We start from the raw sequence: 26,839 nt of genomic DNA on the forward strand, positions 1-26,839 counted from the left end.
TTTTGCCTCTCGGGAATGGTGCGCAGCACGGATCAGCATAGAATATAAACCTGTCTCATCGTCCGCCTCGAACGATAATGGAGGGAGCGTCGTGATTTCCCAAGAGCTTGAAGTCAGTCTGCACATGGCGTTCGTCGAGGCGCGCGCCGCCCGTCACGAATTCATCACCGTTGAGCACTTGCTGCTGTCGCTGCTGGATAACGTTTCGGCGGCTGAAGTACTGCGCGCCTGCAACGTCGATCTTGAATTGCTGCGCAGCAATTTGCGCCAGTTCGTGGCCGAGAATACGCCCGTGGCGGCAGAGGGTGCCGAAGTCGACACCCAGCCGACCCTGGGGTTCCAGCGCGTGATTCAGCGCGCCATCATGCATGTGTCGTCCAGTGGCGGTACCGCGCGCAAGCCGGTCAGCGGCGCCAATGTCCTGGTGGCCATCTTTGGCGAAAAGGATTCTCACGCTGCCTACTACCTGCAACAACAAGGGTTGACACGGCTGGCTGTCGTCAACTACCTGTCGCATGGCATTGCGCCCAAGGCGACTGAAGAGGCGCCGGAATCGCCTGCGCCCCAGCAGCCCCGCACGCCGCAATCCGAAACGGGCGACAACCGCCAGCAATCGCCGTTGGAACAGTATGCGCACAACCTGAACGCTGCCGCGCTGGCGGGCCGCATCGACCCGCTCATCGGGCGCGAAGAGGAAGTCGAACGTGTCATCCAGATTCTCTGCCGCCGGCGCAAGAACAACCCCTTGCTGGTGGGTGAGGCCGGTGTCGGCAAGACTGCCATCGCTGAAGGCCTGGCCTGGCGCGTAACGCGTGGCGACGTGCCAGAGATTCTGTGCGAAACCCAGGTTTACGCACTGGATATCGGTGCCTTGCTGGCCGGGACCAAATACCGTGGCGACTTCGAGCAGCGCCTGAAGGCGGTGCTCAAGCAGCTCAAGGGCAACCCGAACGCAGTACTGTTCATCGACGAGATCCACACCTTGATCGGTGCCGGTTCTGCGTCTGGCGGTACGCTGGATGCTTCCAACCTGCTCAAGCCTGCCTTGTCCTCGGGCCAGCTCAAGTGCATGGGCGCGACCACCTATACCGAGTACCGCGGCATTTTCGAGAAGGATTCGGCGCTTTCGCGGCGTTTCCAGAAGGTGGATGTTGCCGAGCCGACAGTGGCCCAGACCGTACAGATTCTGCGCGGCCTGAAAAGCCGCTTTGAATCCCACCACGGCGTGCGCTACGCCAATACGGCGCTGGTGGCCGCCGCGGAATTGTCCGCACGCCATATCAGCGACCGGCATCTGCCGGACAAGGCCATCGACGTCATTGACGAAGCTGGCGCGGCGCAGCGCCTGCTGCCCAAGTCCAAGCAGAAGAAGGTGATCAGCCGGACCGACATCGAGGCCATCGTTGCACGCATGGCCCGCATTCCGCCGCAGTCCGTTTCGACAGACGACCGCAATCGCCTGGCCAGCCTGGAACGCGACCTGCAAGCGGTCGTGTTCGGCCAGGATCCTGCCATCGAGGCGCTCGCGGCGGCGATCAAGATGTCGCGCTCCGGCCTGGGCAAGACGGACAAGCCCATCGGTTCTTTCCTGTTCTCCGGTCCAACGGGGGTAGGCAAGACCGAAGTGGCGCGCCAGCTGGCGTTCACGCTCGGGGTCGAGCTGCTGCGTTTCGATATGTCCGAGTACATGGAACGCCATGCGGTGTCGCGCCTGATCGGCGCGCCGCCGGGATATGTCGGCTTTGATCAGGGCGGTTTGCTGACGGAGGCTGTCAGCAAGCATCCGCATTGCGTGCTGCTGCTCGACGAAATCGAGAAGGCGCATCCTGACGTGTTCAATATCCTGTTGCAGGTGATGGATCATGGCGCGCTGACGGACAACAACGGCCGCAAGGCAGACCTGCGCAACGTGATTCTGATCATGACCACCAATGCCGGTGCGGAAAGCCTGAGCAAGCGTTCGATCGGCTTTGCCCAGAGCGAAACGCGTGGCGATGAAATGGCGGAAATCAAGCGCCTGTTCTCGCCGGAGTTCCGCAACCGGCTGGACGCCATCGTGTCGTTTGCCCCCTTGTCGCGCGACATCATCCTGCGCGTGGTGGACAAGTTCCTGCTGCAACTGGAACAGCAGCTGCACGAAAAGCGTGTCGAGGCGACTTTCACCGATACGCTGCGCGAGCATCTGGCAGCGGAAGGTTTCGATCCGCTGATGGGGGCGCGTCCGATGCAACGCCTGATCCAGGACACGATACGCAAGGCGCTGGCTGACGAACTCCTGTTCGGCAAGCTGACGCAGGGCGGTTCCGTGGTGGTGGATCTGGATGGCAACGGCAATGTCGTTCTGAACTTTCCGAAACAGGACGATGCCCAGGCCAGTGGTGCAGGCAGCGACCGCCCCGAAGAAGCTTTGGCGGATTGAACCACTGCCTGTAAATGCCCGCCTGATGGCAGCCATTGCGGGCTGCCATGAAGAAACCCGGTCAGTTCACATTCTGGCCGGGTTTTTTATTCGCGCGGCAGGGCTCAGCGGGTGCCGGTGCTGCCGAATCCACCGGTACCGCGGTCGCTGCTTTCAAAATCTTCCACGACTTCGAATGCCGCCTGGACGACGGGAACAATGATCATCTGGGCGATGCGTTCCATGGGTTCGATGACAAAGGCTTGCTGGCTGCGGTTCCAGACCGAAACCTGCAGCTGGCCCTGGTAGTCCGAGTCGATCAGGCCCACCAGATTGCCCAGTACGATGCCGTGCTTATGGCCCAGGCCGGAGCGGGGCAGGAACATGGCGGCGTAGCCGGGGTCGCCGATGTGGATGGCCAGGCCGGTGGGAATCAGGGCCGTAGCGCCCGGCGCCAGTTCCAGCGGCGCATCCAGGCAGGCGCGCAGGTCCAGGCCGGCGGAGCCTGGCGTGGCATAGGCGGGCAGCGATGCCGCCATGCGCGGGTCCAGGATTTTCAGGGCGATGGTTTTCATGACTTGTGTCCTGTCTTGTATCAAAAAGCTTGTGTCTTGAAGTTGCTGGCGACGCGGTGCGAATACCGGGCGCGTGGGGCCGGCCTGTGGCCGGGCCGGGACTCAGTGCCCGGTGTTCGGATAATCGTCGTCTTTCTTGATGGCAGGGCGTTTCTTGCCCTTGTCCGGCTCATTGCCGGATTTGATCGAGTGGCGGATGGAAAAGATGACGAACACCGCCACGATGATGAAAAACAAGCCTTCCGGCCTGGGGTTGTTCAACATGTCCCCGACAATATTGAAGAGGGGCACGAAAACCAGTATGGCAATGAGCAAAGGCCAGTTGGAGCGTTTCTTCCTGCTTGCTGCTTCCGGCTTTTCCTGGGGCGAGTCGGCGGCGTTAGGCGCCGCCGACTCGGGAACATTGCCATAGTTGCCGTAGCTGGCGGAGTTGCCCGTTGAGACCGACTGCGATGATGCTTTCTGGGCCTGCCATGCGCTACCCAGCCTCAGGCTGTCGGACGCGGCGGGAACAGAGGCGGCCGTGGATTGCTTGGGCGTTGCGTTACCTTGGGATGTCCGGGACGTCTGGGAGGCTGGCCGCGAGGTTGCCGTTGCACCGTCAGCCGAAGCCTGTGCTGCTTTCCGCTTGGCCTCCTGCAATGCTTTTTGCGCGGCTAGCTGGATGGCTCGTGCTGCCGCCGGCTTGCGAGTGCTACCCGCATTGCCTGCGTCTGCCTCGGGCAGTCCGAAGTTGCCGGCCTGGCTGCGTTGCGTCAGTTTTTCGATATAGGCGGCGTAATCGCCTTTTGGGGGCGTATCGTCATGCAAGGGCATGCGCTTCTCCTGGGGCCCTGGGCTCTCCTGGCCGCCCGGCACGCGCAGATGACGTGCCCGGCGGCCAGGAATCAATCAGGCGCTGTGATGGCGTTGCGGTGCCCGGCGGGCGATTTCGCCTATCAGGCGCCGGGCGGCGCTGAGCTTGTCGGCCGCAGGAAGGTGATGGCAGCCTGCGGCGTCAAACAGGCTCAGGCGGGTATCGTCGCCATCCATGACATCCTGTGCAAGATTACCGACCAGCAAGTCTATGCCTTTGCGTTGGCGCTTTTCCTCGGCGTGCTGAACCAGCTTCTCGGTTTCAGCGGCAAAGCCGACGCACCAGGGGCCATCAGGCAGGGCAGCGACGCTGGCAAGGATATCGGGATTCGGGATGAATTCCAGTACCGGCACGCCACGGCCGTTATCGGTTTTCTTGATCTTGTGCTCGGCAGGATTGGCTACCCGCCAGTCCGCGACGGCGGCGACCGCAATGAAAATATCGGCTTCGCCAGTACGGCTCATGACGGCTTGGTGCATTTCCAGGGCAGTGTGCACGGAAATGCGCTCGACGCCATAAGGGGCGGCCAGCGCCGTCGGGCCCGAAACCAGGGTAACGTTGGCCCCGGCCTCGAAGGCGGCGCGTGCCAGGGCATAACCTGTTTTGCCCGAGGAGCGGTTGCTGATGACGCGTACCGGGTCTATGGGTTCGGAAGTCGGGCCTGCCGTCAGCAGCACCCGCTTGCCCTGCAGCACCTTGGGCTGGAAGAAGGCGATGATTTCCGCCAGGATCTCCGCGGGCTCGAGCATGCGGCCGTCGCCGGTCTCGCCACAGGCCTGGTGGCCGCTGCCGGGGCCGATGATGATGACACCGTCCTCGCGCAGCTGGCGCACGTTGCGTTGCGTGGCAGGGTTGTCCCACATTTCGCGGTTCATGGCGGGTGCCAGGATCAGCGGGCAGGTGCGGGCCAGGCACAGGGTCGCCAGCAGGTCGTCGGCGCGGCCCTGTACCAGGCGCGCCATGAAATCCGCCGATGCGGGGGCGATGACAATGGCATCGGCCCCGCGCGACAGATTGATGTGCGGCATGTTGTTGGGCTGGCGGTTGTCCCAGGCATCGGTATGAACCGGCCGGCCGGACAGCGCCTGCATGGTGACGGGCGTGATGAAATGCGTGGCGGCATCGGTCATCACGACATCCACCGTGGCGCCGTGGTCGCCCAGGCGGCGCAGCAGTTCGGCGCTTTTGTAGCAGGCGATGCCGCCGGTCAGGCCCAGTACCAGGCGTTTTTTGTGCAGTTCAGGCATGGCAAGAAGACCGCCTTATCAGGAACCGGCGCGGACGCGGCGCGCGCGTGCCAGTTCATCCCAGAGCAGGAGGATGGCACCTACGGTAATGCAGATGTCAGCGAAATTGAACGCAGGGAAATAAGCGTTGTTCCAATAGAACAGCAGGAAGTCCACGACATGGCCGTGCTGCAGGCGGTCGATCACGTTGCCCAGTGCGCCACCGAGGATCAAGGTCAGCGCCAGGGAAAAGCGGCGCTGGGCCGCATGGCGACGCAGCAGGAACAAGATGAGCGCACTGGCCACGAAGCCCAGGGCAGTGAAGAACCAGCGCTGCCAGCCGTCGGCGCCTGCCAGGAAACTGAAGGCAGCGCCTTCGTTGTAGAGCAGGGTGAAGTCGAAGAACGGCAGCAGGTTCATGCGCTGACCATACTGCAGTACCGTATTAAAGTGGTACTTGGTCACCTGGTCCAGGCCAATCAGCAGGACGGCCAGGGCCACCCAGCGCCAGAAATCCGGCGCCGAGAGGCGATTCGAGGCTGGCTTGCCCTGGTTCATGCGAACCTGCGCTGTTCGCCAGCGCCGAAAAGGTTGCTGACGCAGCGGCCGCACAGTTCGGGATGATCGGCATGGCTGCCGACATCCGCGCGCCAGTGCCAGCAGCGTGCACACTTGAGATGGCTCGAGGCGGACAGCGTTACGCGCAATTCACCTTCGCTTGGCTGCACCGATGCGCGTGAAACGATCAGCACGAATTTCAGGTCGTCTTCCAGGCTGGCGAGATCGGCGTATTCCTGGCCGCTGGCATGCACCGTGACTTCCGCCTGCAGGGAGGAACCGACGCTGCCGGCTGCCCGCAAGGTTTCCAGTTCACGCAGGATCTGCGCACGGACCTGGCGCAGGCGGCCCCATTTTTCCTGCAGCGCTTCGTTGTCGGCGCCCAGGGGCGGTTGATGGTAGGTCTCGGTGAAGATCGTGAGACGGGCGTTTTCCGGCACGGCGCCGGGGGTGGCTTGCGCCAGCACGTTCCAGGCTTCTTCTGCGGTGAAGGACAGGATGGGCGCCATCAGCTTGAGCAGCGTCAGCGTGATGTGCAGCAACGCGCTCTGGGCGCTGCGGCGGGCGTGGCTGTCGGTGGCCGAGGTGTAGAGTCTGTCCTTGAGGATATCCAGGTAGAAAGCGCCCAGGTCTTCGGAGCAGAAGGTCTGCAGACGGGCCGTGGCCGGGTGGAATTCATAGCGCTCGTAGGCTGCCAGGATTTCTTCCTGCATGCGTGCGGTCATACCCAGCGCATAGCGGTCAATTTCCAGCATGTCCTCGACGGCTACCAATTGCGTGTTGGCGTCGAAGTCGGCCAGGTTGGCCAGCAGGAAACGCAAGGTATTGCGAATGCGGCGGTAGCCTTCCACGACCCGCTTGAGGATGGTGTCGGAGATCGACAGTTCACCGGAGTAGTCGGTGCTGCCAATCCACAGGCGCAGGATTTCTGCGCCCAGCGAATCCGATACCTTCTGCGGCACGATGACGTTGCCCAGTGACTTGCTCATCTTGCGGCCATCGCCATCCACGGTGAAACCGTGGGTCAGCAGCGCTTTGTAGGGCGCGCGGCCATAGAGCATGGAGCCGGTCAGCAGCGAGGAGTGGAACCAGCCACGGTGCTGGTCGGAACCTTCCAGATAAAGGTCGGCCGGCCAGGCCAGCACATCGCCGTGCGAGCCGCCATCGGTCACCGGGGAGTCGGGGGTAGGCGCGCCGCCAAGAACGGTGACGTGCGTCGTGCCCGAATCGAACCAGACATCCAGCGTGTCGCGGGTTTTTTCGTATTGGTCGGCCTCATCGCCCAGCAGGTCGCGTGGGTCCAGCGACTGCCAGGCTTCAATGCCTTCCTGTTCGACGCGCTCGGCAACTTGCTCCATCAGTTCAACGGTGCGCGGATGCAACGCGCCGGTTTCCTTGTGGACGAACAGCGACATGGGTACGCCCCACTGGCGCTGGCGCGACAGCGTCCAGTCAGGCCGGTTGGCGATCATGTTGTGCAGGCGGGCGCGGCCCCAGGAGGGGTAGAACGCGGTGGCTTCAACGGCTTCCAGCGCGGTTTCGCGCAGCGTCGGGCCGTTGCCGGCCGGGATCACGTCCATGCCGGCGAACCACTGGCTGGTGGCGCGGTAGATGACAGGCGTCTTGTGGCGCCAGCAGTGCATGTAGCTGTGCTTGAGCTTTTCCGTGCGCAGCAGGGTGCCGGCATCCTGTAGCGCCTGGACGATCAGCGGATTTGCATCCCAGATCTTGAGCCCGCCGAAAATGGGCAGCGTGGTGGCGTAGCGGCCGTCACCCATCACCGGATTGATGATGTCGGCATCGACCAGGCCGTGGGACTTGCAGCTGATGAAGTCGTCCACGCCGTAGGCGGGCGCCGAGTGCACCACGCCAGTACCGGTGTCCAGCGTGACATAGTCGGCCAGATACACCGGCGAAGTACGCTGGTAGCCGGCGTCGGCCTGGGCCAGCGGATGATGGAAGCGCAGGTTTTCCAATGCCTGGCCAGCCACCGTGGCGACGATTTCGCCGCTCAGGCCCCATTGTTCCAGGCAGGCGGCGACACGCTCGCGTGCGAGCAGCAGCATGGTGCCGGTCTGGCGTGCTTCGGACAGGCGCACCAGGCTGTATTCGAGTTCGGGATGGACGTTGAGCGCCTGATTGGACGGGATGGTCCAGGGCGTCGTGGTCCAGATGACGATGGCGCCGTCTTCCACTGCGCCGTCAGGCAGGCCGAATGCGCGTGCGATGGCCGATTTGTCGGCAAACGGGAAGGCGACGTCGATGGTCGGATCGACGCGGTCAGCATATTCGACTTCCGCTTCCGCCAGCGCCGAACCACAGTCGAAACACCAGTTGACGGGCTTGAGGCCGCGGAACAGGTAGCCGCGTTTGATGATCCCGGCGAGCGCGCGGATTTCGTTGGCTTCGTTGCCGTGGTTCATCGTGAGGTATGGATTATCCCAATCCCCCAGCACACCCAGGCGCTTGAAGTCCTTGCGCTGGCGGTCGATCTGCTCCAGCGCATAGGTGCGGGCGCGCGACTGCACTTCGGCGACAGGCAGGTTCTTGCCGTATTTTTTCTCGATCTGGATTTCGATGGGCATGCCATGGCAATCCCAGCCCGGGACATACGGTGCATCAAAACCGGCCATGTTACGGCTTTTGATGATGATGTCCTTCAGGATCTTGTTGACCGCGTGGCCCAGGTGAATGTCGCCGTTGGCATAGGGAGGGCCGTCATGCAGGACGAACTTGGGGCGGCCCTTGCTGGCCGCGCGAATCGCCTGGTAAATACGGTTTTCTTCCCATTCGGCAACCCACTTGGGTTCACGTTTGGCGAGATCTCCCCGCATGGGGAAGGCGGTATCGGGCAGGTTGAGAGTGTCTTTATAGTCCATGGACGGAAAAATAAGCGCGCGCATCGTCGGCATCTTGGCGGATGGCGGCGGTCAAGGCGTCAAGATCGGAAAATTTCTTTTCATCCCGCAGGTAGTGCAGGAATTCAACGTTGATCAGTTTACCGTAGGCATCGGCACTGGTATCGAGCAGGTGTGTCTCAAGCAGCAGCTTTCCTTCCCCCTCGACGGTCGGCCGCACCCCCAGGCTGGAAACCCCGGCCAGCGGACGGTCGGCCAGGCCATGCACGCGGGTGACATATATGCCGGGGCGCAACGCGCTGCGTTCGGGGACCCCCTGGTTCATGGTCGGGAAGCCCAGGTTGCGGCCCAGCTTGCGGCCGTGACGTACGTGGGCGCAGATCGACGGCCAGCGTCCGAGCAGGTCTCGGGCCAGCACCATATCAGCACTGGCCAGCGCCTCGCGGATGTCGGAACTGGAAATACGGCGGCCACGGGCATCGAGGACGTCATCCAGTGTGTGGACTTCGAAGCCGTGTTCGGCGCCGGCCTGGCGCAGGGTGGCGATATCACCGGAACGGGCCCGGCCATAGCGGAAGTCGCTGCCGACCAGCAGCCAGCGCACATCCAGGCCTTCGACCAGTATATGGCGGACGAAATCGTCGGGGCTCATATTGGCCAGCGTGTGGTCGAAGCGGCGCACGACCAGCTGGCGCATACCGGCCTGGGCCAGTGCCATGCATTGGTCGCGCAGGCTGGAAATCCGGCGTGGCACGAGGTCGGGCAGACCTCGCAGCCGCGCGAAATACTCGCGCGGGTGCGGCGAAAACGTCATGGCAGATGGCAGCAGGCCGCGATTGGCGGCGGCTTCGCAGACACGCGCCAGAATCGCCTGGTGGCCAAGGTGGACGCCATCGAAACTGCCTATCGTCAGCGCGCAAGGCTGGCGATGCTCGGCAGGAGGCAGGGAACGGTAGATATGCAGCGTTGGTTTCACGGGCGACAGTTTACAATCACCAGTTATATTTTTTAATGGAAATACCGCTTTGCCCGATGCGATCAACCGCCAGAGCGCGGATCACGCTCTCCCAAGTGCCGGTGAGGATGCCGGCGCTGCCCCTGCTGGAAAGTCCCCTTGCCGCCTGCTTATCCTGATTTCCGGACGTGGTTCCAATATGCGTACGCTGGTGGAAGCCTGTCGTGCCGAAGGATGGCCGGCGCAGATCGTGGGCGTCATCGCCAACAAACCTGAGGCGGCAGGGCTGGCCTGGGCGCGCGAGCAGGGCCTGGAGACGCTGGCGTTGCCGCACAAGGACTATGCCAGTCGCGAGACATTCGACGCAGCGCTGGCGCAGGCGATAGATACCTTCCAGCCGGATTACATCATTCTGGCAGGGTTCATGCGTGTATTGACCCCTGGGTTCGTGCAGCGCTACACCGGCCGGCTGGTCAATATCCATCCGTCCCTGCTGCCGGCATTTCCTGGGCTGCATACGCACGCGCAGGCGCTCGCCAATGGCGTGCAGGCCCACGGCTGCACCGTACATTTCGTGACGCCGGTGCTGGACCACGGTCCGATCATCGCGCAGAGCGTGGTGCCGGTACTGGCCGACGATACGCCAGATACGCTGGCGGACCGGGTATTGGAAACAGAACATCGGCTTTTCCCGCAAGCGGTGCGCTGGCTGGCGGAAGGGCGGGTATCTCAGGCGGCCGATGGCCGAGTGACGGTCGCCGGCGTGGCGTCGCGTCTTTATGTTTGGCAGGCGGAGGTAAAGCATCATGGCTGATCAGGGTCGCACTAATCGTTATGGCCGTCCGATTCCGGACGGTTCAGCAGGTGGACGCCGCCAGGCCGAAACCTCGCGCGACGGGCAGAAACCGCGTCGAGCCGACGGGCGCAGCGAAGCACGTGCCGGCGCGCGATCCGACTCGCAGGAGCGCCGTGGCGGCCTGCAGGCCTGGCGCAGCAGCCGGGACGGACAGGCAACGAAGGACAGCAGTGGCAGCCGTCAGGGCGAACGTACGGCGTCGGCACGGCAGCCGGATGCACGGCGTTTCGATGCCGGACATGCCGGTGCCGCAGGCTCCGCGTCGCAACGGCCGCGCACGCGGGTGGCACCCGGCCGCGGCGGCAATCGTCGCGACGAAACACAGCAAGAGTATCGCCGTGACGAGCGCGGTACGCCGCGTGGCGGCGAACGTGCTGGTGCGGGATCACGCCATGGCGCGCCCGCGCAAGGGCAGCGCCACCAGGTCGGCGCCAGGGATCGCAGCCAAGACCGGGGGCAAGCCCCCGTGCGTCAGGAGCGGTCGACAGGGCGGCCCCAGGCGGGTGCGGCACAGGCGGACGCAGGTTTCCAGCCGGTCGTCGTGCGTACGCGCCTGCATCCCATGGAATACCGGATGATGCAGCTTGGGCAGGTATTCGATCAGGTGTTCACCTGGGAGTATCCGGCGGATGCCGTACTGTCGCACTGGCTGCGGGCCCATCCGCAAGTGGGAGCGCGTGACCGCGCCCAGCTGGCAGAGGCGGTCTACGATGTATTGCGCCATCTGCGCCGCTATCGCCACTACGCCGAAAGCGGTACGGGGACGGCCAATCGCAGGTTGGCGATCCTGGGGCTGCTGGCCACGCAGGGCAGGGAAGTGCTCGAGCCGGTTCTGAACGACGAAGAGCGGGCCTGGCTGGAACGTCTGGAAGGCATCGAGGCCGATTCCCTGCCGCTGGCTGTGCGCCACAGCTTCCCGGACTGGCTATCGGAACAATTGGCGGTGCTGGCTGACGGTGAGTCCCTGATGGCATCGCTGAATCTTCCGGCGGGGCTGGACCTGCGCGTCAATCCCATGAAAGCGGACCGCGATGAGCTGTTGGCCGCCTTGCGCAAGAGCATGCCTCAGCATGATCCCCAGCCGACGCCGTATTCCCCCTGGGGAATTCGGGTGCAGGGGCGTCCGTCGCTGCAGCGCACCTCGCAATTCGAGCACGGCCTGCTGGAAGTGCAGGATGAGGGCAGTCAGCTGCTGGCGCTGCTGGTCGGCCCCAAGCGGGGCGAGATGATCATCGACTTTTGCGCCGGCGCGGGCGGCAAGACCTTGCTGCTGGGGGCGCTGATGCGTTCCACGGGCAGGCTGTATGCCTTTGACGTCTCGGCGGCGCGCCTGGCGCGGGCCAAGCCCCGCCTGGCCCGCAGCGGCCTGTCCAACGTTGCCACCATTGCCCTGGAGCACGAGAACGACGTCAGGGTGAAGCGCCTGGCAGGCAAGGCCCAGCGAGTGCTGGTTGATGCGCCGTGCAGCGGCATGGGCACTTTGCGCCGCAATCCGGACATGAAGTGGCGCCAGTCGCCGCAATCGGTGCGCGAACTCTGCGATGTGCAGGCCCGGGTGCTGGAAAGCGCTGCGCGTTGCGTGGCGCCGGGCGGCCGCCTGGTCTACGCGACCTGCAGCCTGTTGCCGCAGGAGAACGAAGAGCAGGTGCAGGCATTCCTCAAGAAGCATCCGGAGTTCCAGTTGCTGGACGCCGGTGCGATTCTGGAACCCCGTGCGCCTGGTTTGGGGATGCAGGATAGCTATCTGCGCTTGCGCCCGGATCAGCATGGTACGGATGGATTTTTCGCCGCCGCCATGGAAAGGCGTGGCGATACGGCATGATTTTTGTTGCTGAAAAGCCAGTTTTTTAGCGACAGATGCTGTTTTTTGTAGCAAAATTAGGCTATGGCACTTGGACGGGAGCAACCCTGACCGGTTGTTCCTGCAGGCACCTGGCTTTTGCAGCAGGCGCTGGCCCGGACATGAATTCCCCTGACAGGGGTTTGCTGGGCACAGCGTGAAGTCTTTCTTGATCTGCCGCAAAAACCTTTTTGTCACCAGGGTGTCATAGGGTCAGTAGAGATATACACTGGTCCTCACCTTTTGACGCGAGACCCGATATCCATATGGATACTATTATTTCCTTTCTCAGCGGCGGCCTCCTGCAGGCCTCTTGGTGGCAGATCCTGATCGCCACCTTGGTAATGACCCACATTACCATCGTATGCGTAACCGTTTTCCTGCACCGCAGCCAGACGCACCGCGGGCTCGATCTGCATCCTGCGATCGCGCATTTCTTCCGTTTCTGGTTGTGGATGACGACCGGCATGGTGACCAAGGAATGGGTCGCCATCCACCGCAAGCACCATGCGCGCTGCGAGCGCGAAGGTGATCCTCACTCGCCCATGCTGTTCGGTATCTGGAAGGTGCTGTTCCGCGGCGCCGAACTGTATCGCCAGGAATCCGAAAACCAGGAAACCATGGCCAAGTTTGGCCACGGCACGCCCAATGACTGGCTGGAACGCAATGTCTACGCCAAGCACAGCGCGCTGGGCATCCTCATCATGCTGGGGATAGACCTGCTGCTGTTCGGCGTGGTCGGCCTGACGGTCTGGGCCGTGCAGATGGCCTGGATTCCCTTCTGGGCTGCCGGCGTCGTCAACGGCATCGGCCACTATTGGGGCTACCGCAACTTTGCCAGCCCGGATACCAGCACGAACGTGTTCCCCTGGGGCATCATCATCGGTGGCGAAGAACTGCACAACAACCACCACGCCCACGCCAGCTCGGCCAAATTCTCGAGCCAGTGGTACGAATTCGATATCGGCTGGGTCTATATCCGCATGATGCAGGCTGTCGGCCTGGCCAAGGTGCGCAAGGTCGCGCCCAAGCTCAAGCTGGAATCCGATGCACGGTCGGTCGATCTCAAGACCCTGCATGGCGTGATCACGCACCGGTATGAAATCATGGCGCGCTACGCCGACCTGCTGAAGCAGGCCTGCTCGCAGGAACTGAGCCGCCTGAAGGGCGCCAACAGCGAGAACAGCGCCCAGACGTCGCGCCAGACGCTCAAGCGTGTGCGTAACTGGTTCCACCTGCCGGATACCAATCTGCAGCCCGAGCAACTGGCGCAGATCGACCAGGCAGTGGCGAGCAGCGAATCGCTGTCCACCCTGATGCAGATGCGCAAGGAGCTGGGCCGTCTCTGGGAAAGCTCCAGCGCCAGCAGCGAACAATTGCTGCATGACCTGCAAGCCTGGTGCCAGCGCGCCCAACAAAGCGGTATCGAAGGTCTGGCCGAGTTTGCCAGCCGCCTGCGCCGCTACGCGGCATGATGGATCTGGACCGCCTTAATCCCGAGCAACGCGCTGCTGTTACCCTGGATCCCTGCCATGCCCTGGTTCTTGCCGGGGCTGGCAGCGGCAAGACCAGGGTTCTGACAACCCGCATGGCCTGGCTGGTACAAACCGGCCAGGCCAGTCCTTTTGGGCTGCTCGCCGTCACCTTTACCAACAAGGCTGCCCGCGAAATGCTGGCGCGCCTGACGTCCATGCTGCCGCTGGACCCGCGCGGCCTCTGGATCGGTACCTTTCACGGGTTGTGCAACCGGCTGCTGCGTGCTCATCATCGCGATGCCGGTCTGCCGCAGTCGTTCCAGATTCTCGATAGCGCGGATCAGCTTTCGGCCATCAAGCGCCTGCTCAAGTCGGCGAATATTGATGACGAAAAATATCCGCCGCGCGATGTGCAGCGCTTCATCAATCACGCCAAGGAAGAAGGCCAACGGCCGGATACTGTCGTGACCAGTGACCCGCACAGCCGCCGTCTGGCAGAGATCTACGGGCTCTACCAGGAGCAGTGCGAGCGCGAAGGCGTGGTGGATTTCGCTGAACTGCTGCTGCGCGCCTACGAATTGCTGTCGCGCAATGCGCCGGTGCGCGAACATTACCAGCGTCGCTTCCGCCATATCCTCGTCGACGAGTTCCAGGATACCAATGCCTTGCAGTATCGCTGGCTGAAATTGCTGGCGGGCGGCGGCGCGCATGTGTTCGCAGTGGGGGATGACGACCAGTCCATCTATGCATTCCGGGGTGCGGACGTTGGCAACATGTCTGCCTTTGTGCGTGACTACGCTGGCGACCACGTGATCCGCCTTGAACAGAATTACCGTTCATACGGCCATATCCTGGACGCCGCCAATGCGCTGATCAGCCATAACACCGGCCGCCTGGGCAAGAATCTCTGGACCGCTCAGGGCGAAGGCGAACGCATACGCGTATGCGAACAGCCCAGCGACGGCCTGGAAGCCCAATGGGTGGTGGACGAGCTGAAATCGCTGACGCGCGAAGGCATGGCACGCAGTGAAATCGCTATCCTGTACCGCAGCAACGCGCAATCTCGCGTGCTGGAGCATGCGCTGTTCAGTGCCGGCGTGCCCTATAAGGTCTATGGCGGCCTGCGCTTTTTCGAACGCCAGGAAGTCAAGCATGCGCTGGCCTATCTGCGCTTGCTGGCCAACCCGGATGACGATACCTCGTGGCTGCGGGTCGTGAACTTTCCGGCGCGCGGCATTGGTGCGCGCACGCTGGAATCCCTGGCAGACCAGGCGCGTACCTATGGCACCAGCCTGTATGGTGCGGTGGCGCGCGTGCCTGGCAAGGGAGGCGCGAACCTGGCCCAGTTCGCGGCCTTGATTGGCCGCTTGTGGCAGGAAACGCGCAGCTTGCCGCTGCCGGATATGGTGGCCCATATCATCGAGCATTCCGGTTTGGTCGCTCATTACCAGACGGAACGCGAAGGCGAGGAACGGCTGGAAAACCTGCGTGAACTCGTTGCAGCTGCCGCGGCGTTTGTCGCCGAGGAAAGCTATGAAGGCATGCCGGCAGGCTTTGCTGCCGCGCTGGATGTCCCGGCCATTCCTGAAGACGAGGCCTTTTTCGGCGCGCCACCCGCTGCGGGGATGTCGCCGTTGGCGGCGTTTCTGTCGCATGCCTCGCTGGAAGCTGGGGACAATCAGGCACAGGCCGGTGAAGACGCTGTCCAGATGATGACAGTGCATGCCGCCAAGGGCCTGGAATTCGACGCGGTTTTCATGACAGGCATGGAAGAAGGCTTGTTTCCGCATGAGAACAGCCTGTCGGACCCGGAAGGCCTGGAAGAAGAACGGCGGCTGATGTATGTTGCCATCACACGGGCGCGCAAGCGCCTGTATCTGAGCCTGGCGCAAAGCCGTATGTTGCACGGCCAGACACGCTATGCCATGCGCTCGCGCTTCTTTCAGGAAATTCCCGAGCAGCATTTGAAGTGGCTCACGCCCAAGGCGTCGTCCCACCAGGGGTCGGGTTGGGGAGGGCCGGCGCCGCGTGCGTTGGCAGACGCCTTTGGCCGCCAGCCAACGGGCAGGATAGAGCCGCGCCAGGCCCGCCATGGCAGCAATGTGGTGAAGGTCGGTGATCGCGAATACCGGGTGGGCATGGGCGTCAGCCATGCCCGTTTTGGGGAAGGCACGATCATCGAGCTGTCCGGCAATGGTGACGATGCGCAGGCGCGGATTCATTTCCGCGATGCGGGGCAGAAAACACTGGCCCTGGGCATTGCCAAGCTGGATGTCGTGGCTGGCTGACCCCAGGGCGTAGTCGCCGCTGGGCTGCGCCTGTTCCGGATGGCATGACGCCGAAACCCGTTGCCGGGTTTCGGCGTTTTCGTTTTCCGTGCTGCCAGGCGAAAACCTTGCCCATACTTGAGGCCATAGCCCAAGGCACGATCAAAGCCGATGTGTGCAGTCCAGATCAGCCCAGCGGCAATCAGGCCGGGGACATCGAAAAAAAGCCTGCGGCCAGGCATGGCAAGGCGCCGGCATAGGAGTGTGCGCAGTTATAGAAAACCGCGCCCAGCCTAGGGCCGGCGGCATAGCCGAACAGGGACAGATCCGGCACCAGAAAGCACAAGGCGAAAAGCCCCCAGCCGCTGCTGGTGAAGCTGTGATAGGCCAGGAGGCTGGCCAGCAGGACGCACAACCCTTCCAGTCTCAGCAGGCTCCGCACGCCACCAACGGCAGCATGTGGAACCGTAGGGGTGGCGGAGAGCCGAGATGCTGTGGACGGGGAGGGGGGCAGCATGGGCGTAGCGGGCGTGTGTTTGCGTGTCAGCCTTCGCTGGCATTGATGGTTTCGATGGCTTCCATCAGTTCCAGCCAGCGTTCTTCCTGGGCATCCACGCTTTTGCTCAGTTCGCCGTGTTCAGCGAGAGCCTTGACGCGCTCGTCGCGGCGGGAGTCATCGTAAAAAGCGGGATCGGCGATCAGTGCGTCCAGCGCCTCCAGGCGGCTGCGCTGGCTGTTCATTGCGGTTTCCACCTTGCGCAGTTCCGCTTCCAGCGGTTTGCGCTGCAGGGCCAGACGCTGACGCTGTTCGGCTTCCAGGCGTTTCTGGGCCTTGCGGTCTGGCGCGGGGTCGGCTTGCTGTTGGCGGGCTTCCTGGCGTTCTTCTGCGCGCGCCTGGGCCTGGCGGGCCGCCAACCAGTCGCGGTAGTCTTCCAGGTCGCCGTCGAATTCCTGGACGCCGCCATCGGCAACAATCCAGAAATCATCGACGGTGGTGCGCAACAGATGCCGGTCGTGCGATACCAGCAGCATACTGCCGCCGAATTCGGCCAGCGCGGTGGCCAGGGCTTCGCGGGTATCGACGTCCAGGTGGTTGCTGGGTTCGTCGAGCAGCAGCAGGTTGGGGCGTTGCCATACGACCAGCGCCAGCGCCAGCCGCGCCTTTTCCCCGCCGGACATCGGTGCTACCGGCCCGGTCGCGGCATCGCCGGAAAAACCGAAACCGCCCAGGTAATTGCGCAGTGTCTGTTCACGTTCCTCGGGCGCCAGGCGGGCCAGGTGCGCCAGCGGGGTGCTGTCCAGATCGAGCATGTCCAGCTGATGCTGGGCGAAGTAGCCGATCTTCAGGCCCTTGGACGCCACACGTGTGCCGCCCAGCAGCGGCAATTCGCCACAGAGCGACTTGATCATCGTACTTTTGCCGGCGCCGTTGGCACCCAGCACGCCAATGCGGCTGCCGCCGCGCACCATCAGCGTGACCTGCTGCAGGATGGCGCCATCGCTGGCGTCGTCATTGCCGCTGGCGTAGCCCATGGCTGCATTTTCCAGCGTCAGCAATGGATCGGGCATCTGTTCCGGCGAAGGAATGCGGATGTCGATGCCGGCTTCGGCCTGCAGGGGGGCGAGCACTTCCATGCGCGCCAGCGCCTTCACACGGCTTTGGGCCTGTTTGGCCTTGGTGGCCTTGGCCTTGAAGCGGTCGATGAAGGATTGCAGGCGGGCAGTTTCGCGGGTCTGGCGATCCCAGGCAATCTGGCTTTGGCGCAGGCGCTCGGCACGTTGCACCAGGAAGTCCTGATAGCCGCCACGGTAGCGCACCAGCTTGCCGTGGTCGAAATGCAGGATGGAACGGGCGACGGCATCCAGGAATTCGGTGTCGTGCGAAATCAGCATGACAGTACCCGGATACGCGCCCAACCAGCGTTCCAGCCACAGCATGGCGTCCAGATCCAGGTGGTTGGTCGGCTCGTCGAGCAGCAATAGATCCGACGGCGCCATCAGCGTGCGTGCAAGCGCCAGGCGCATGCGCCAGCCGCCGGAGAACGACGAAACCGGCTGCATCCATTCGGATGGGGCGAAGCCCAGGCCCGCCAGCAGTTGCTCGGCGCGCGACGCCGCATCCCATACGCCGGCATCGCTCAGGGCGGCCTCGAGTTCGGCAATGCGCATGCCGTCGTCCTGGTCCGACAGGCTGGCGCGTTCGGCCTGCAGCGCGCGCAAATGCACGTCGCCGTCGATGACGAATTCACGCGCCGGGCGTTCGTCGGCAACGATTTCCTGGCGCACGCTGGCGATGTGCCAGCCTTGCGGGACATCCAGGGTGCCGGCGTCGGCATCGCGTTCGCCGCGCAGCAGTGCGAACAGTGTCGACTTGCCAGCGCCATTCTTGCCGACGATGCCGACACGCTCGCCGGGGTGGACAACAAAATCTGCGTCTTCCAGCAGCACTTTGGTGCCGGCGCGCAGGTTCAAACGGGAAGCTCGTATCACGTCGTCAACTGGTCGCGCGTCAGCAGCATGATCGGGTGCAGGCCGCTGGCGGTATCCAGCCAGATGGGTTCCAGACCGGGGAATGCCCGGGCGAAGTGGTCGTGCTCGTGCCCGATTTCCAGGACGAGGATGCCATTGTTGTCGAGGTAGCGGGGAGCCTGGCCGATGATGGTGCGCACGAGATCCATGCCGTCGTCGCCACCCGCCAGGGCGCCGCGCGGCTCATGGCGGAATTCCTGTGGCAGCGCACCCATCGAATCTTCATTCACGTAAGGCGGGTTGCTGATGATGACCTGGTAGCGGGCGTCCTGGGGCAGGGGCTGGTAGAGATCGCCCTGGTAAAGGCTGAGGCGATCCTGCAGGCCGTAATCATCGACATTGGCACGGGCTACTTCCAGCGCGTCGGCCGAGAGGTCTACGGCATCGACATGCGCCTGCGGGAAGGCATGCGCCGCCAGGATGGCCAGGCAGGCAGAACCGGTGCAGAGATCCAGTGCACGCGTCACGCTTTCCGGGTCATCCAGCCAGGGCGTCAGGCCCTGTACCAGCCACTCCGCAATCGGCGAACGGGGCACAATAACCCGTTCATCCACACGGAAGCGATAGCCCTGCAGCAGGGCCTCGCCCGTCAGGTAGGGCGCAGGCAGACGTTCATCAATGCGACGGCGGTAGATATCCAGCACGGCATTGCGTTCCGCTGGCAGCAGGCGGGCATCCAGGAACGGCTCCAGGGTGTCGGCAGGCAGGTTCAGCGTATGCAGCGCCAGATAGGCGGCCTCGTCCCAGGCGTTGTCGCTGCCGTGGCCAAAGACCAGATTGGCGGCACGGAAGCGCGAAACGCCATAGCGCACGAGATCGCGCAGCGTCAGCAGCTCTTGTGCGGCATCCGCAGCGATGGCAGACGTGGCGTTGCCATGGGCGCCGGCTTGGCTGGCGTTGTTTGTCATGTTCATGCTTGGGCAGTAGGGCGCAGCAGGGTTTCCAGCGTGCGCCGATAAATGTTTTTCAGGGGCTCCAGGCTGTCGGCTGGAATGTTTTCGTTGACCTGGTGGATCGTGGCATTGATCGGGCCGAATTCCAGTACCTGAGGGCAAATCCTGGCGATGAAGCGGCCGTCGGAGGTGCCTCCGGTGGTCGAGAGTTCCGCCGTTACGCCGGTTTCCAAGGCGATGGCATCTGTCACCGCCGCGGTGAGGGTACCAGGTTCCGTCAGGAAAGGCTCGCCGCCCAGCTCCCAGGCCAGTTCGTAGTCCAGTCCGTGTCGGTCCAGCAGCGCATGCACCTGAGTCTTCAAGCCTTCGGCAGTGCTGGCGCTGGAAAAACGGAAATTGAACACTACCTGCAGTTCACCAGGCACGACATTGGTGGCGCCGGTGCCGGCATGGATGTTCGAGACCTGAAAGGTCGTGGGCGGGAAAAAAGCATTGCCCTGGTCCCACTCGGTGCCCGCCAGTTCGGCCAAGGCAGCTGCGGCCAGGTGGACCGGGTTGCGGGCCAGGTGCGGGTAGGCAACGTGTCCTTGCCTGCCGATCACGCGCAGTCGGCCCGTCAGGGAACCGCGGCGGCCGTTTTTGATGGTGTCACCCAGCGTCTGGCCCGAAGTCGGCTCGCCGACGATGCAGAAATCCAGTTGTTCACCACGGGCCTGCAGATGTTCGCAGACATGGCGCGTTCCGTGCAAGGCCGGGCCTTCTTCGTCGGAGGTGATCAGCAGCGCGATGGCTCCATCATGGTCGGGGCGGGCCTGGATGAACTCCTCGCAGGCGACGACGAAGGCGGCGATAGCGCTTTTCATGTCGGCAGCGCCGCGTGCGTACAAACGGCCATCCCGCAGCGTGGGAGTAAAGGGCGGGCTGTCCCAGGCGGCTTCGGGGCCGGTAGGCACGACATCGGTATGCCCGGCGAAAACCAGTAGCGGCCGGGCGCTACCACGTCGCGCCCAGAGATTGGTCACGCCGCCGGCGCTGATGGTCTCGATGCTGAAACCCAGCGGCGCCAGCCGGCTGGCCAGCAAAGCCTGGCAGCCAGCATCGTCGGGGGTCACGCTGGCGCGTGCCAGCAATTCGCTGGCCAGCGTCAGGACGGCATTGTCGCCTGGGGCGCTCATACCGACCTCAGCAGCTCGTTGATGCCGGTCTTGGCGCGAGTCTGGGCATCTACGCGTTTGACGATCACCGCGCAAGCCAGGCTGTGGCTGCCATCTGCGGCAGGCAGGCTGCCAGGGACGACCACCGAGCCAGAAGGCACACGGCCATAGATGATTTCGCCCGTGGTGCGGTCATAGATGCGGGTGCTTTGCGACAGATAGACCCCCATCGCCAGCACGGAATTTTCTTCCACGATGACGCCTTCCACCACTTCGGAACGTGCGCCGATGAAGCAGTTGTCCTCAATGATGGTCGGGGCGGCCTGCAGCGGCTCCAGCACGCCGCCGATACCCACGCCGCCGGACAGGTGCACGTTCTTGCCGATTTGTGCGCACGAGCCGACCGTCGCCCAGGTATCGACCATGGTGCCTTCATCCACATAGGCGCCGATATTGACGTAAGAAGGCATCAGCACCACGTTGCGGGCAATGTGCGCGCCATGGCGGGCCACAGCTGGCGGCACCACGCGCACGCCCTCGGCCGCAAAGCGCTCGGCGCTGTAGTTGGCGTATTTCAGGGCAACCTTGTCATAGAACTGCAGCGGGGCGCCGCCCATGGGCTGGTTATCCTGCAGCCGGAAGGACAACAGCACGGCCTGCTTGAGCCACTGATGCACCTGCCATTTACCGTCGATCTTCTCCGCCACGCGCAGCTTGCCGGTATTCAGGCCGTCGAGAATCTCGTCGACTGCGGTTTTCAGGCTGGCGGGGTGATGCGCGGCGTTGATGTTGGCGCGGTCTTCCCAGGCTTGTTCGATGGTGTTCTGCAGTTGTGCTGTCATGCTTTCAGGTCCGGCTGTGTGGAAAAATCTGTGGGGTTTACTTGGGGGTCTGGTAACGCGATTTTACGTGCCGCGCAATACGCTCAGCGGCTTCGACGCATTCCTCCAGCGGCGCAACCAGCGCCAGGCGGATGCGTCCTGCGCCAGGGTTGTAGCCATGTTGCTCGCGCGCCAGGAAACTGCCCGGCAGTACGCCGACACCGGTGGCCGCGTACAGATCGCGGGCGAAATCGGTATCGGCTATCGGCGTGCCCGCCCATAGGTAGAACGAGGCGTCCGGCATCTGCACGTCCAGCACCTCTTTCAGAATGGGGTAGACGGCGGCGAACTTGGCCCGGTATGCCGCACGGTTGGCCAGCACGTGTTCCTCGTCGCTCCAGGCGGCGATGCTGGCCTGGGTAACGATGGGGCTCATCGCGCTGCCGTGATACGTGCGGTAAAGCAGGAACTTGCCAATCAGGCTGGCATCGCCGGCGACAAAACCCGAGCGCAGGCCAGGCAGGTTGGAACGCTTGGACAAGCTGGAAAACACCACCAGCCTGGCATAGTCCGTACGGCCCAGTTGCTGCGCTGCCTGTAGCGCGCCCAAAGGCGGTCGCGCCTCGTCCGGGAAAATTTCGGAATAGCACTCGTCGCTGGCGATCACAAAACCGTAGCGGTCGGACAGGGCAAACAACTCGCGCCACTCGTCCAGGCGGATCACGCTGCCGGCGGGATTGCCAGGTGAGCACACATAAAGCAATTGTGTCCGCTGCCAGATCTCGGCGGGTACCTTGCTCCAATCCGAGGAGAAATTCAGCGAGGCCTCGGCTGGCGCATAGTAGGGCTGTGCCCCGGCCAGCAGCGCGGCACCTTCATAGATCTGATAGAACGGATTCGGGCATACCACCAAAGGCTCAGGCGCGCTGCTGTCCACTACCACCTGGGCAAAGGCAAACAGCGCTTCGCGAGACCCCAGCACAGGCAGCACCTGGGTGTCGGCATCCGGAGCCGGAATGCCGTAGCGGCGTCCGAGCCAGTCCGCGATGGTCTGGCGCAGGATCGGATCGCCTTTGGTGGGAGGGTAATGGGACAGGCTGTCCAGTGCGGCGGCCATCGCAGTGCGCACACGTGCCGGAGCGGCATGGCGAGGTTCGCCGATATGCAAGGGGATGGGCTTGAGCGCCTCCGGTGCCGGGCCGGCTTCGGCCAGCAGCTTGCGGAGCTTCTCGAAAGGGTAGGGATTGAGCAGGTTCAGGCGTGGGTTCATGAAAGTACCCTGGGGGTTGTAGACGTAATTCTACCAAGTCGGCTACAATAATCGGCTTCGTATGTAAAAGCTTACGAGCAGAAAGCAGTAGTCCCCGAGTGCGAGGGTGGCGAAATTGGTAGACGCACCAGGTTTAGGTCCTGACGCCGTAACAGGTGTAGGGGTTCGAGTCCCCTCCCTCGCACCATGAATTATCAATAAAATCAACGGATTATAATTTTCCCGTCGTGATTCTAGGCCTGTTGCAGGTTGGCCGAAAGCATCATAAAGACAACATTTTCATGTTGTCTTTTTTGTTGCCCGTCACTTTGGCAACACGAAGTCTCTGGTACCAGGGAGCATTTCAGGCTTTCGTCCGGATGCCAGGCCAGGTACCGCTGGGTTCCTTGGGAATCTGGCAGCGATTGCTTGACGGTACAGTGAGATCACTCCTCAAGAAAAGAAACGGTGCTCTGCACCCGATCCCCCCAAAAAAATGCTAAATCCGTGTCCAACCTTGGCGGGCTGGGGGACGCACGCTGTTCACGTCATTTCGATGATTGGACGGTCGGTGGATTTCGATTTCTTCATGTCATAGAAGCTATAAATAAGGAAACCCTACTTTTTCGGCATCGCTTTTTAAAGTGGCATTACAATCTTTTGTTACAGGAAGATTGGCAAGCAGGATTGGCGTAATGTTGGCTCTTGAAAAGAGGGTGGTCTTGTTTTGAAGAAATTTCTGGTAGTCGCAGCTTTTCTGGGTTGCAGCACCGGCAGCCTGGCTCAGGCTACTGCGCAGCTGACCGCGTTGGGGCAAGGAGGCGCACCAGCGCAATTCAATCAAGACGTCGCGGTGGGACAAGGCGCATTCCTTGCCAAATACCAGGCCAAGATGGTGGAGTGGGTTCGCCAGGCGGCCGAAGAAGGGCAGGCGGAGGCCCAGTTCAATCTGGGCATCATGCTGGCAAATGGTTTTGGTCTGGCCAAGGATGACGCGCAAGCGGCTATTTGGTGGCGCCGAGCGGCTGAGCAAGGTTATGCGCCGGCGCAATTCAACTTGGGCGTAATGCTCGAGCTAGGAACAGGCGTGGCCCAGGATGAGGCCCAGGCGATTCAATGGTATCGCCGAGCTGCGGAACAGGGGCTGGCGCAGGCACAACATAATCTGGCTGTCCGGCTGGACGAAGGCAAGGATATTGCCCGAGACGAGGTGCAGGCACTCCAGTGGTATCGCCAAGCCGCAGAGCAGGGCTTGGCCCTCGCGCAGTTCAATCTGGGCGTCAAGCTGGAAGAAGGCAAGATTGTTGCCAAAGACGCAGATCAGGCGCTCCAGTGGTATCGCCTGGCTGCCGAGCAAGGCCTTTTGCAAGCGCAGGTCAATCTGGGAATCATGCTGGCAGAAGGCAAAGGCGTTGCCAAAGATGAGGCCCAAGCGATGCAATGGTATCGCCGGGCGGCGGAGCAGGGTGACGTGCAAGCGCTATACAATATAGGCGTTATGCTGATGAGCGGCAGTGGCGTCGCTCAAGACAAGGAGCAAGCGGCGCAGTTGTTTCGTGTGGCCGCTGAGAGCGGCTTTGCCCAAGCTCAATTCAACCTGGGGCTGATGCTGGCGAACGGTGATGGTATCGCCAGAGACTATGCGCAGGCGGTGCAGTGGTATCGGCGGGCCGCTTTGCAGGGCGTGGCAGCAGGGCAATACCAGCTGGGTTTCATGCTGGAAAAAGGGTTGGGTATCGCCAGGGATTATGCGCAGGCGCTCCAGTGGTACCGTCGCGCAGCCGAGCAGGGGGACGCGTTGGCGCAATCCAGTCTGGGCGGAATGCTGACCTTGGGTACCGGCGTTCGTAAAGATTATCCGCAAGCGTATTTCTGGTTGTTGTTGGCAAGCACCGGAGATGATTCTGCAAAAATGATGCGCGATTTTGTTGAAAAGAGCCTCAGCAGCGCCGAGATCAGTCAAGCCCAGGCCAGGGCCAGTGCCTGGCGCCCGACACTTGAAAATCAACCTTGATCTCAGGGGCCGGTCTGTTTGCCCCGTTTCCTCATCATGCAAGCCGATGGCACCAGAATTTCAAAAATCCACCGCGCTTCGTCTATGCTGGCTGGGTACACATTTCTAATGTGCAACTGAGTGCCCGACAGTGCTTCGTGCGGTCGGGAGGGATTGCCATTGCCGCAATGGCTTTCATGCGTGGTTTGTCAACGGGTTTGCCGCTTTCTGTCCTCTGGGATAGGGGTGGATCATGCGAGGAACGCTGCAACATGGAACGCCAGCATCGTCACTTTGTCACGCAGGATGGCACCGTTCGCCCCAATGCCTGGCTGCGGCAGTTGACCCGTTTGAAACCTGCCAGTTGGCCCAGGGCCCGTTGCGTGAGGACGGCATTGGCGATTGCCTTGCCGATTCTGCTGGGCATGGTGGTGGATTCCCCAGCGACGTTCATGATGATGTCATTGGGCGCTCTCGGGCTTTGCCTGGGCGAGCGGGATGGGCCGTATTTCCCCCGCTTCAAGGAAATTCTGATCGTGGCGCCGCTGGGCGCCATTGGTTTTTTTCTGGGGTATCTGGGAGATCTGCCCTGGGGCTGGGTGGTAACCAGCATGACGCTGGCGGCGTTTCTGGCCGGGATCATCAGCAGTTTCGGCTCGGCATGGTCGGCGGGAACGGTGCAAGGCCTGCTGATGGGGTGTATCGCCATTGCGATTCCGGCCATTGCGCCGTTTTGGCAGCCGGCCTTGTTCTTTCTGGCGGGATGCGGCTTTTATGCGCTGCTGCTGGGGATTGAAGCCTTGCTGCGCCGCCAGCGGCCTTTTATCAATGAGGTTGCCAGCCTGCTGGACGATATTGCCAAGCTGGCGTCGGCGCGCGCACGTGGTATTGCCCCGGCCGGGGAGGCGTCCTACCGGCGTGCAGTGACAGACAAATTGTCTGCGGCCTATGGCAGCTTGCTGTCCAGCCGTTACCGGCACCAGGCTGGCCGTTCCCCGTATCTGGATTGGGAAGCGTCGGTGCTGCAAGGAGTGGAGAATCTGTTTTCAGCCACGCTGGCTTCACGGATTCCGGAGAACCTGACAGCCTGTGCGCAGGAGTTGAAGGAAATTTCCCGGCAAGTCCGTTTGGGCAAGTCGTTTACGCTGCCTGCCGCCGGGACGAGTCCGGCGGCTACCATGCTGTTGCCGCGCGTGGTGGCCAGCTTCCGCCAGGTTTTCTGGCAGCATGCATCGTCACGCGGTCTGGCTGAGCGAATATTGGCGGCGCAGGCCCAGCCGCACCGGCGGCTGCGGGACAGGCTGGCGCTCGCGCCCCAGTCGATCAGGACGGCTGCGATTCTGGCCCTGTGCATAGGCCTGGCGTTTGCGACACGCTGGTTCAACGATGGGCCGCATTGGTATTGGACGCCCTTGACGGTCATTATCGTGCTCAAGCCTGACCTGGGGTCGGTTTTTGCACGTACGGTGCTGCGCATGCTCGGGACTATCGCCGGGGTAGCGCTGGGCGCGCTGATTTTCGCCCTGGTGCCCAAGGGCATCGGGATGGTGTGCGTATTGGCGTTGCTGGCGGCGCTGTTGCCCTGGGCCGTACTGCGCTCCTACGGTTTTGCAACGTTCTGCGCCACCATTGTGGTCCTCATTTTGCTCGACGAAATCGCGCCGGGGCTGCGCAATGTCGATTACGGCCTGGCGCGTCTGGTGGATACCGTGTGGGGCGGCGTCATTATTCTGGTGTTTGGCTATTTTTTGTGGCCGCGCCGCCATGCGCAGGCCTTGGCCCAAGGTTTTCAGGATGCGCGATCCCGGTTGTCGCGCTATCTGCTTGCGCTGCGGCCCAGTACGGGCGACGGTGCAGTACCCGCACCGTCGCCCGCCAGCCCGTCGGTGGCACGCAGGCAAGTCTATGTCGCGCTGGCGAAAATGCGGGGGCAATTGCAGAATGCCCTGCAAGAACCGCCACCGGCAGGCCCCGAGGCTGCCGCCTGGTTTCCGCTGGTTACCAGTGCGGAGCAACTGTGTGACGATATCAGTGCATGGGCCATCAAGCATGCCGTTGCGCCGGGCGCACAGGCAGACACCTTGACGCAGCTGGCTGCCTGGGTATCGGGCGAGCCCCATGATGCGGCGAATCTGCTGTATGCGGAGAACACGCCGGACGACGGGCCATTGCCGGCGTTGAGCACGTTGGTGTGCGCTTGGCTGGCGCAGGTCGACAGGTTGACGGAACCCCAGGGGAAAACATGAGCCTGCATGGCAGGTGCGCCGGCTTGTGCGTGCCTGGGCCGCTGTCTAGGCCGATCTCATGCCAGGCGTCTGGTCTGGCCGGCTTGCGAC

18 protein-coding genes, 1 tRNA gene and 1 pseudogene are annotated in these 26,839 nt (G+C 62.7%); 8 read left to right on the top strand and 12 right to left on the bottom strand.

What is annotated here, in order from left to right; genetic code table 11:
• Window positions 1-91: 91 nt before the first annotated feature.
• A complete protein-coding gene (gene clpA, locus EV679_RS08625; protein WP_068368043.1) occupies window positions 92-2,419 on the top strand; it encodes an ATP-dependent Clp protease ATP-binding subunit ClpA in 2,328 nt (775 codons plus the stop codon).
• 104 nt (window positions 2,420-2,523) lie between these two features.
• Here the strand turns inward: clpA and dut are convergent, their stop codons facing one another.
• From dut to EV679_RS08655, 6 genes are all read right to left on the bottom strand, one after another.
• Window positions 2,524-2,973, bottom strand: a complete 450-nt coding sequence (gene dut / locus EV679_RS08630) for a dUTP diphosphatase (RefSeq protein ID WP_127773848.1) — start codon at window positions 2,971-2,973, stop codon at window positions 2,524-2,526.
• Between the two features lie 102 nt (window positions 2,974-3,075).
• The gene (locus EV679_RS08635) at window positions 3,076-3,789 is read right to left on the bottom strand and encodes a hypothetical protein (RefSeq protein WP_130486979.1); all 714 of its coding nucleotides are present in this window, start codon (window positions 3,787-3,789) and stop codon (window positions 3,076-3,078) included.
• Between the two features lie 75 nt (window positions 3,790-3,864).
• Window positions 3,865-5,076, bottom strand: coding sequence for a bifunctional phosphopantothenoylcysteine decarboxylase/phosphopantothenate--cysteine ligase CoaBC (coaBC, locus tag EV679_RS08640; RefSeq protein WP_127773851.1), 1,212 nt, complete (start codon window positions 5,074-5,076; stop codon window positions 3,865-3,867).
• An 18-nt stretch (window positions 5,077-5,094) separates the two neighbouring features.
• A complete protein-coding gene (gene lspA / locus EV679_RS08645) occupies window positions 5,095-5,613 on the bottom strand; it encodes a signal peptidase II (RefSeq protein ID WP_127773853.1) in 519 nt (172 codons plus the stop codon).
• Complete coding sequence (gene ileS / locus EV679_RS08650) at window positions 5,610-8,492, bottom strand: isoleucine--tRNA ligase (RefSeq protein ID WP_127773855.1); 2,883 nt, start codon at window positions 8,490-8,492, stop codon at window positions 5,610-5,612. The genes lspA and ileS overlap by 4 nt, the downstream gene beginning before the upstream one ends.
• Window positions 8,482-9,447 carry a bifunctional riboflavin kinase/FAD synthetase gene (locus EV679_RS08655; RefSeq protein WP_130486980.1) on the bottom strand — a complete coding sequence of 322 codons (966 nt, stop codon included), beginning with the start codon at window positions 9,445-9,447 and terminating at the stop codon, window positions 8,482-8,484. The genes ileS and EV679_RS08655 overlap by 11 nt, the downstream gene beginning before the upstream one ends.
• Before the next feature lie 145 nt (window positions 9,448-9,592).
• Between EV679_RS08655 and purN the strand changes: the two genes are divergently transcribed.
• From purN to EV679_RS08675, 4 genes are all read left to right on the top strand, one after another.
• A complete protein-coding gene (gene purN, locus EV679_RS08660; protein WP_068369234.1) occupies window positions 9,593-10,240 on the top strand; it encodes a phosphoribosylglycinamide formyltransferase in 648 nt (215 codons plus the stop codon).
• A gap of 619 nt (window positions 10,241-10,859) precedes the next feature.
• Window positions 10,860-12,104 carry an RsmB/NOP family class I SAM-dependent RNA methyltransferase gene (locus EV679_RS08665; protein ID WP_242611457.1) on the top strand — a complete coding sequence of 415 codons (1,245 nt, stop codon included), beginning with the start codon at window positions 10,860-10,862 and terminating at the stop codon, window positions 12,102-12,104.
• Window positions 12,105-12,388: 284 nt separating this feature from the next.
• Window positions 12,389-13,597, top strand: coding sequence for a DesA family fatty acid desaturase (locus EV679_RS08670; protein ID WP_127773863.1), 1,209 nt, complete (start codon window positions 12,389-12,391; stop codon window positions 13,595-13,597).
• Window positions 13,597-15,885 (top strand): UvrD-helicase domain-containing protein, encoded by a 2,289-nt coding sequence (locus tag EV679_RS08675; protein WP_130487105.1) that lies wholly within the window; start codon window positions 13,597-13,599, stop codon window positions 15,883-15,885. The genes EV679_RS08670 and EV679_RS08675 overlap by 1 nt, the downstream gene beginning before the upstream one ends.
• Here the strand turns inward: EV679_RS08675 and EV679_RS18050 are convergent.
• From EV679_RS18050 to dapC, 6 genes and pseudogenes are all read right to left on the bottom strand, one after another.
• Window positions 15,816-16,381 (bottom strand): annotated as a pseudogene (locus EV679_RS18050) (DUF4260 domain-containing protein). The gene EV679_RS08675 and the pseudogene EV679_RS18050 overlap by 70 nt on opposite strands.
• A 26-nt stretch (window positions 16,382-16,407) precedes the next feature.
• Entirely contained in the window at window positions 16,408-18,354 is a 1,947-nt protein-coding gene (locus EV679_RS08685) for an ABC-F family ATP-binding cassette domain-containing protein (RefSeq protein WP_130486982.1), read from the bottom strand.
• Entirely contained in the window at window positions 18,351-19,250 is a 900-nt protein-coding gene (prmB, locus tag EV679_RS08690; protein ID WP_068369221.1) for a 50S ribosomal protein L3 N(5)-glutamine methyltransferase, read from the bottom strand. The genes EV679_RS08685 and prmB overlap by 4 nt, the downstream gene beginning before the upstream one ends.
• 53 nt (window positions 19,251-19,303) lie before the next feature.
• Complete coding sequence (gene dapE, locus EV679_RS08695; protein WP_130486984.1) at window positions 19,304-20,461, bottom strand: succinyl-diaminopimelate desuccinylase; 1,158 nt, start codon at window positions 20,459-20,461, stop codon at window positions 19,304-19,306.
• Entirely contained in the window at window positions 20,458-21,282 is an 825-nt protein-coding gene (gene dapD, locus EV679_RS08700) for a 2,3,4,5-tetrahydropyridine-2,6-dicarboxylate N-succinyltransferase (RefSeq protein ID WP_068368007.1), read from the bottom strand. The genes dapE and dapD overlap by 4 nt, the downstream gene beginning before the upstream one ends.
• Window positions 21,283-21,319: 37 nt before the next feature.
• Window positions 21,320-22,531 (bottom strand): succinyldiaminopimelate transaminase, encoded by a 1,212-nt coding sequence (dapC, locus tag EV679_RS08705; protein WP_068368004.1) that lies wholly within the window; start codon window positions 22,529-22,531, stop codon window positions 21,320-21,322.
• A 100-nt stretch (window positions 22,532-22,631) separates the two neighbouring features.
• Between dapC and EV679_RS08710 the strand changes: the two genes are divergently transcribed.
• The 3 genes from EV679_RS08710 (at window position 22,632) to EV679_RS08720 (ending at window position 26,749) form a co-directional block, all read left to right on the top strand.
• Window positions 22,632-22,718, top strand: a tRNA-Leu gene (locus EV679_RS08710).
• Window positions 22,719-23,237: 519 nt separating this feature from the next.
• On the top strand, window positions 23,238-24,524 hold the full coding sequence (locus EV679_RS08715; protein WP_068368001.1) for an SEL1-like repeat protein: 1,287 nt from the start codon (window positions 23,238-23,240) through the stop codon (window positions 24,522-24,524).
• A gap of 251 nt (window positions 24,525-24,775) precedes the next feature.
• Entirely contained in the window at window positions 24,776-26,749 is a 1,974-nt protein-coding gene (locus tag EV679_RS08720) for an FUSC family protein (protein WP_165390007.1), read from the top strand.
• Window positions 26,750-26,839 lie beyond the last annotated feature (90 nt).

Origin of the sequence: Kerstersia gyiorum (genome assembly GCF_004216755.1) — a bacterium.
Lineage (GTDB): Bacteria > Pseudomonadota > Gammaproteobacteria > Burkholderiales > Burkholderiaceae_B > Kerstersia > Kerstersia gyiorum.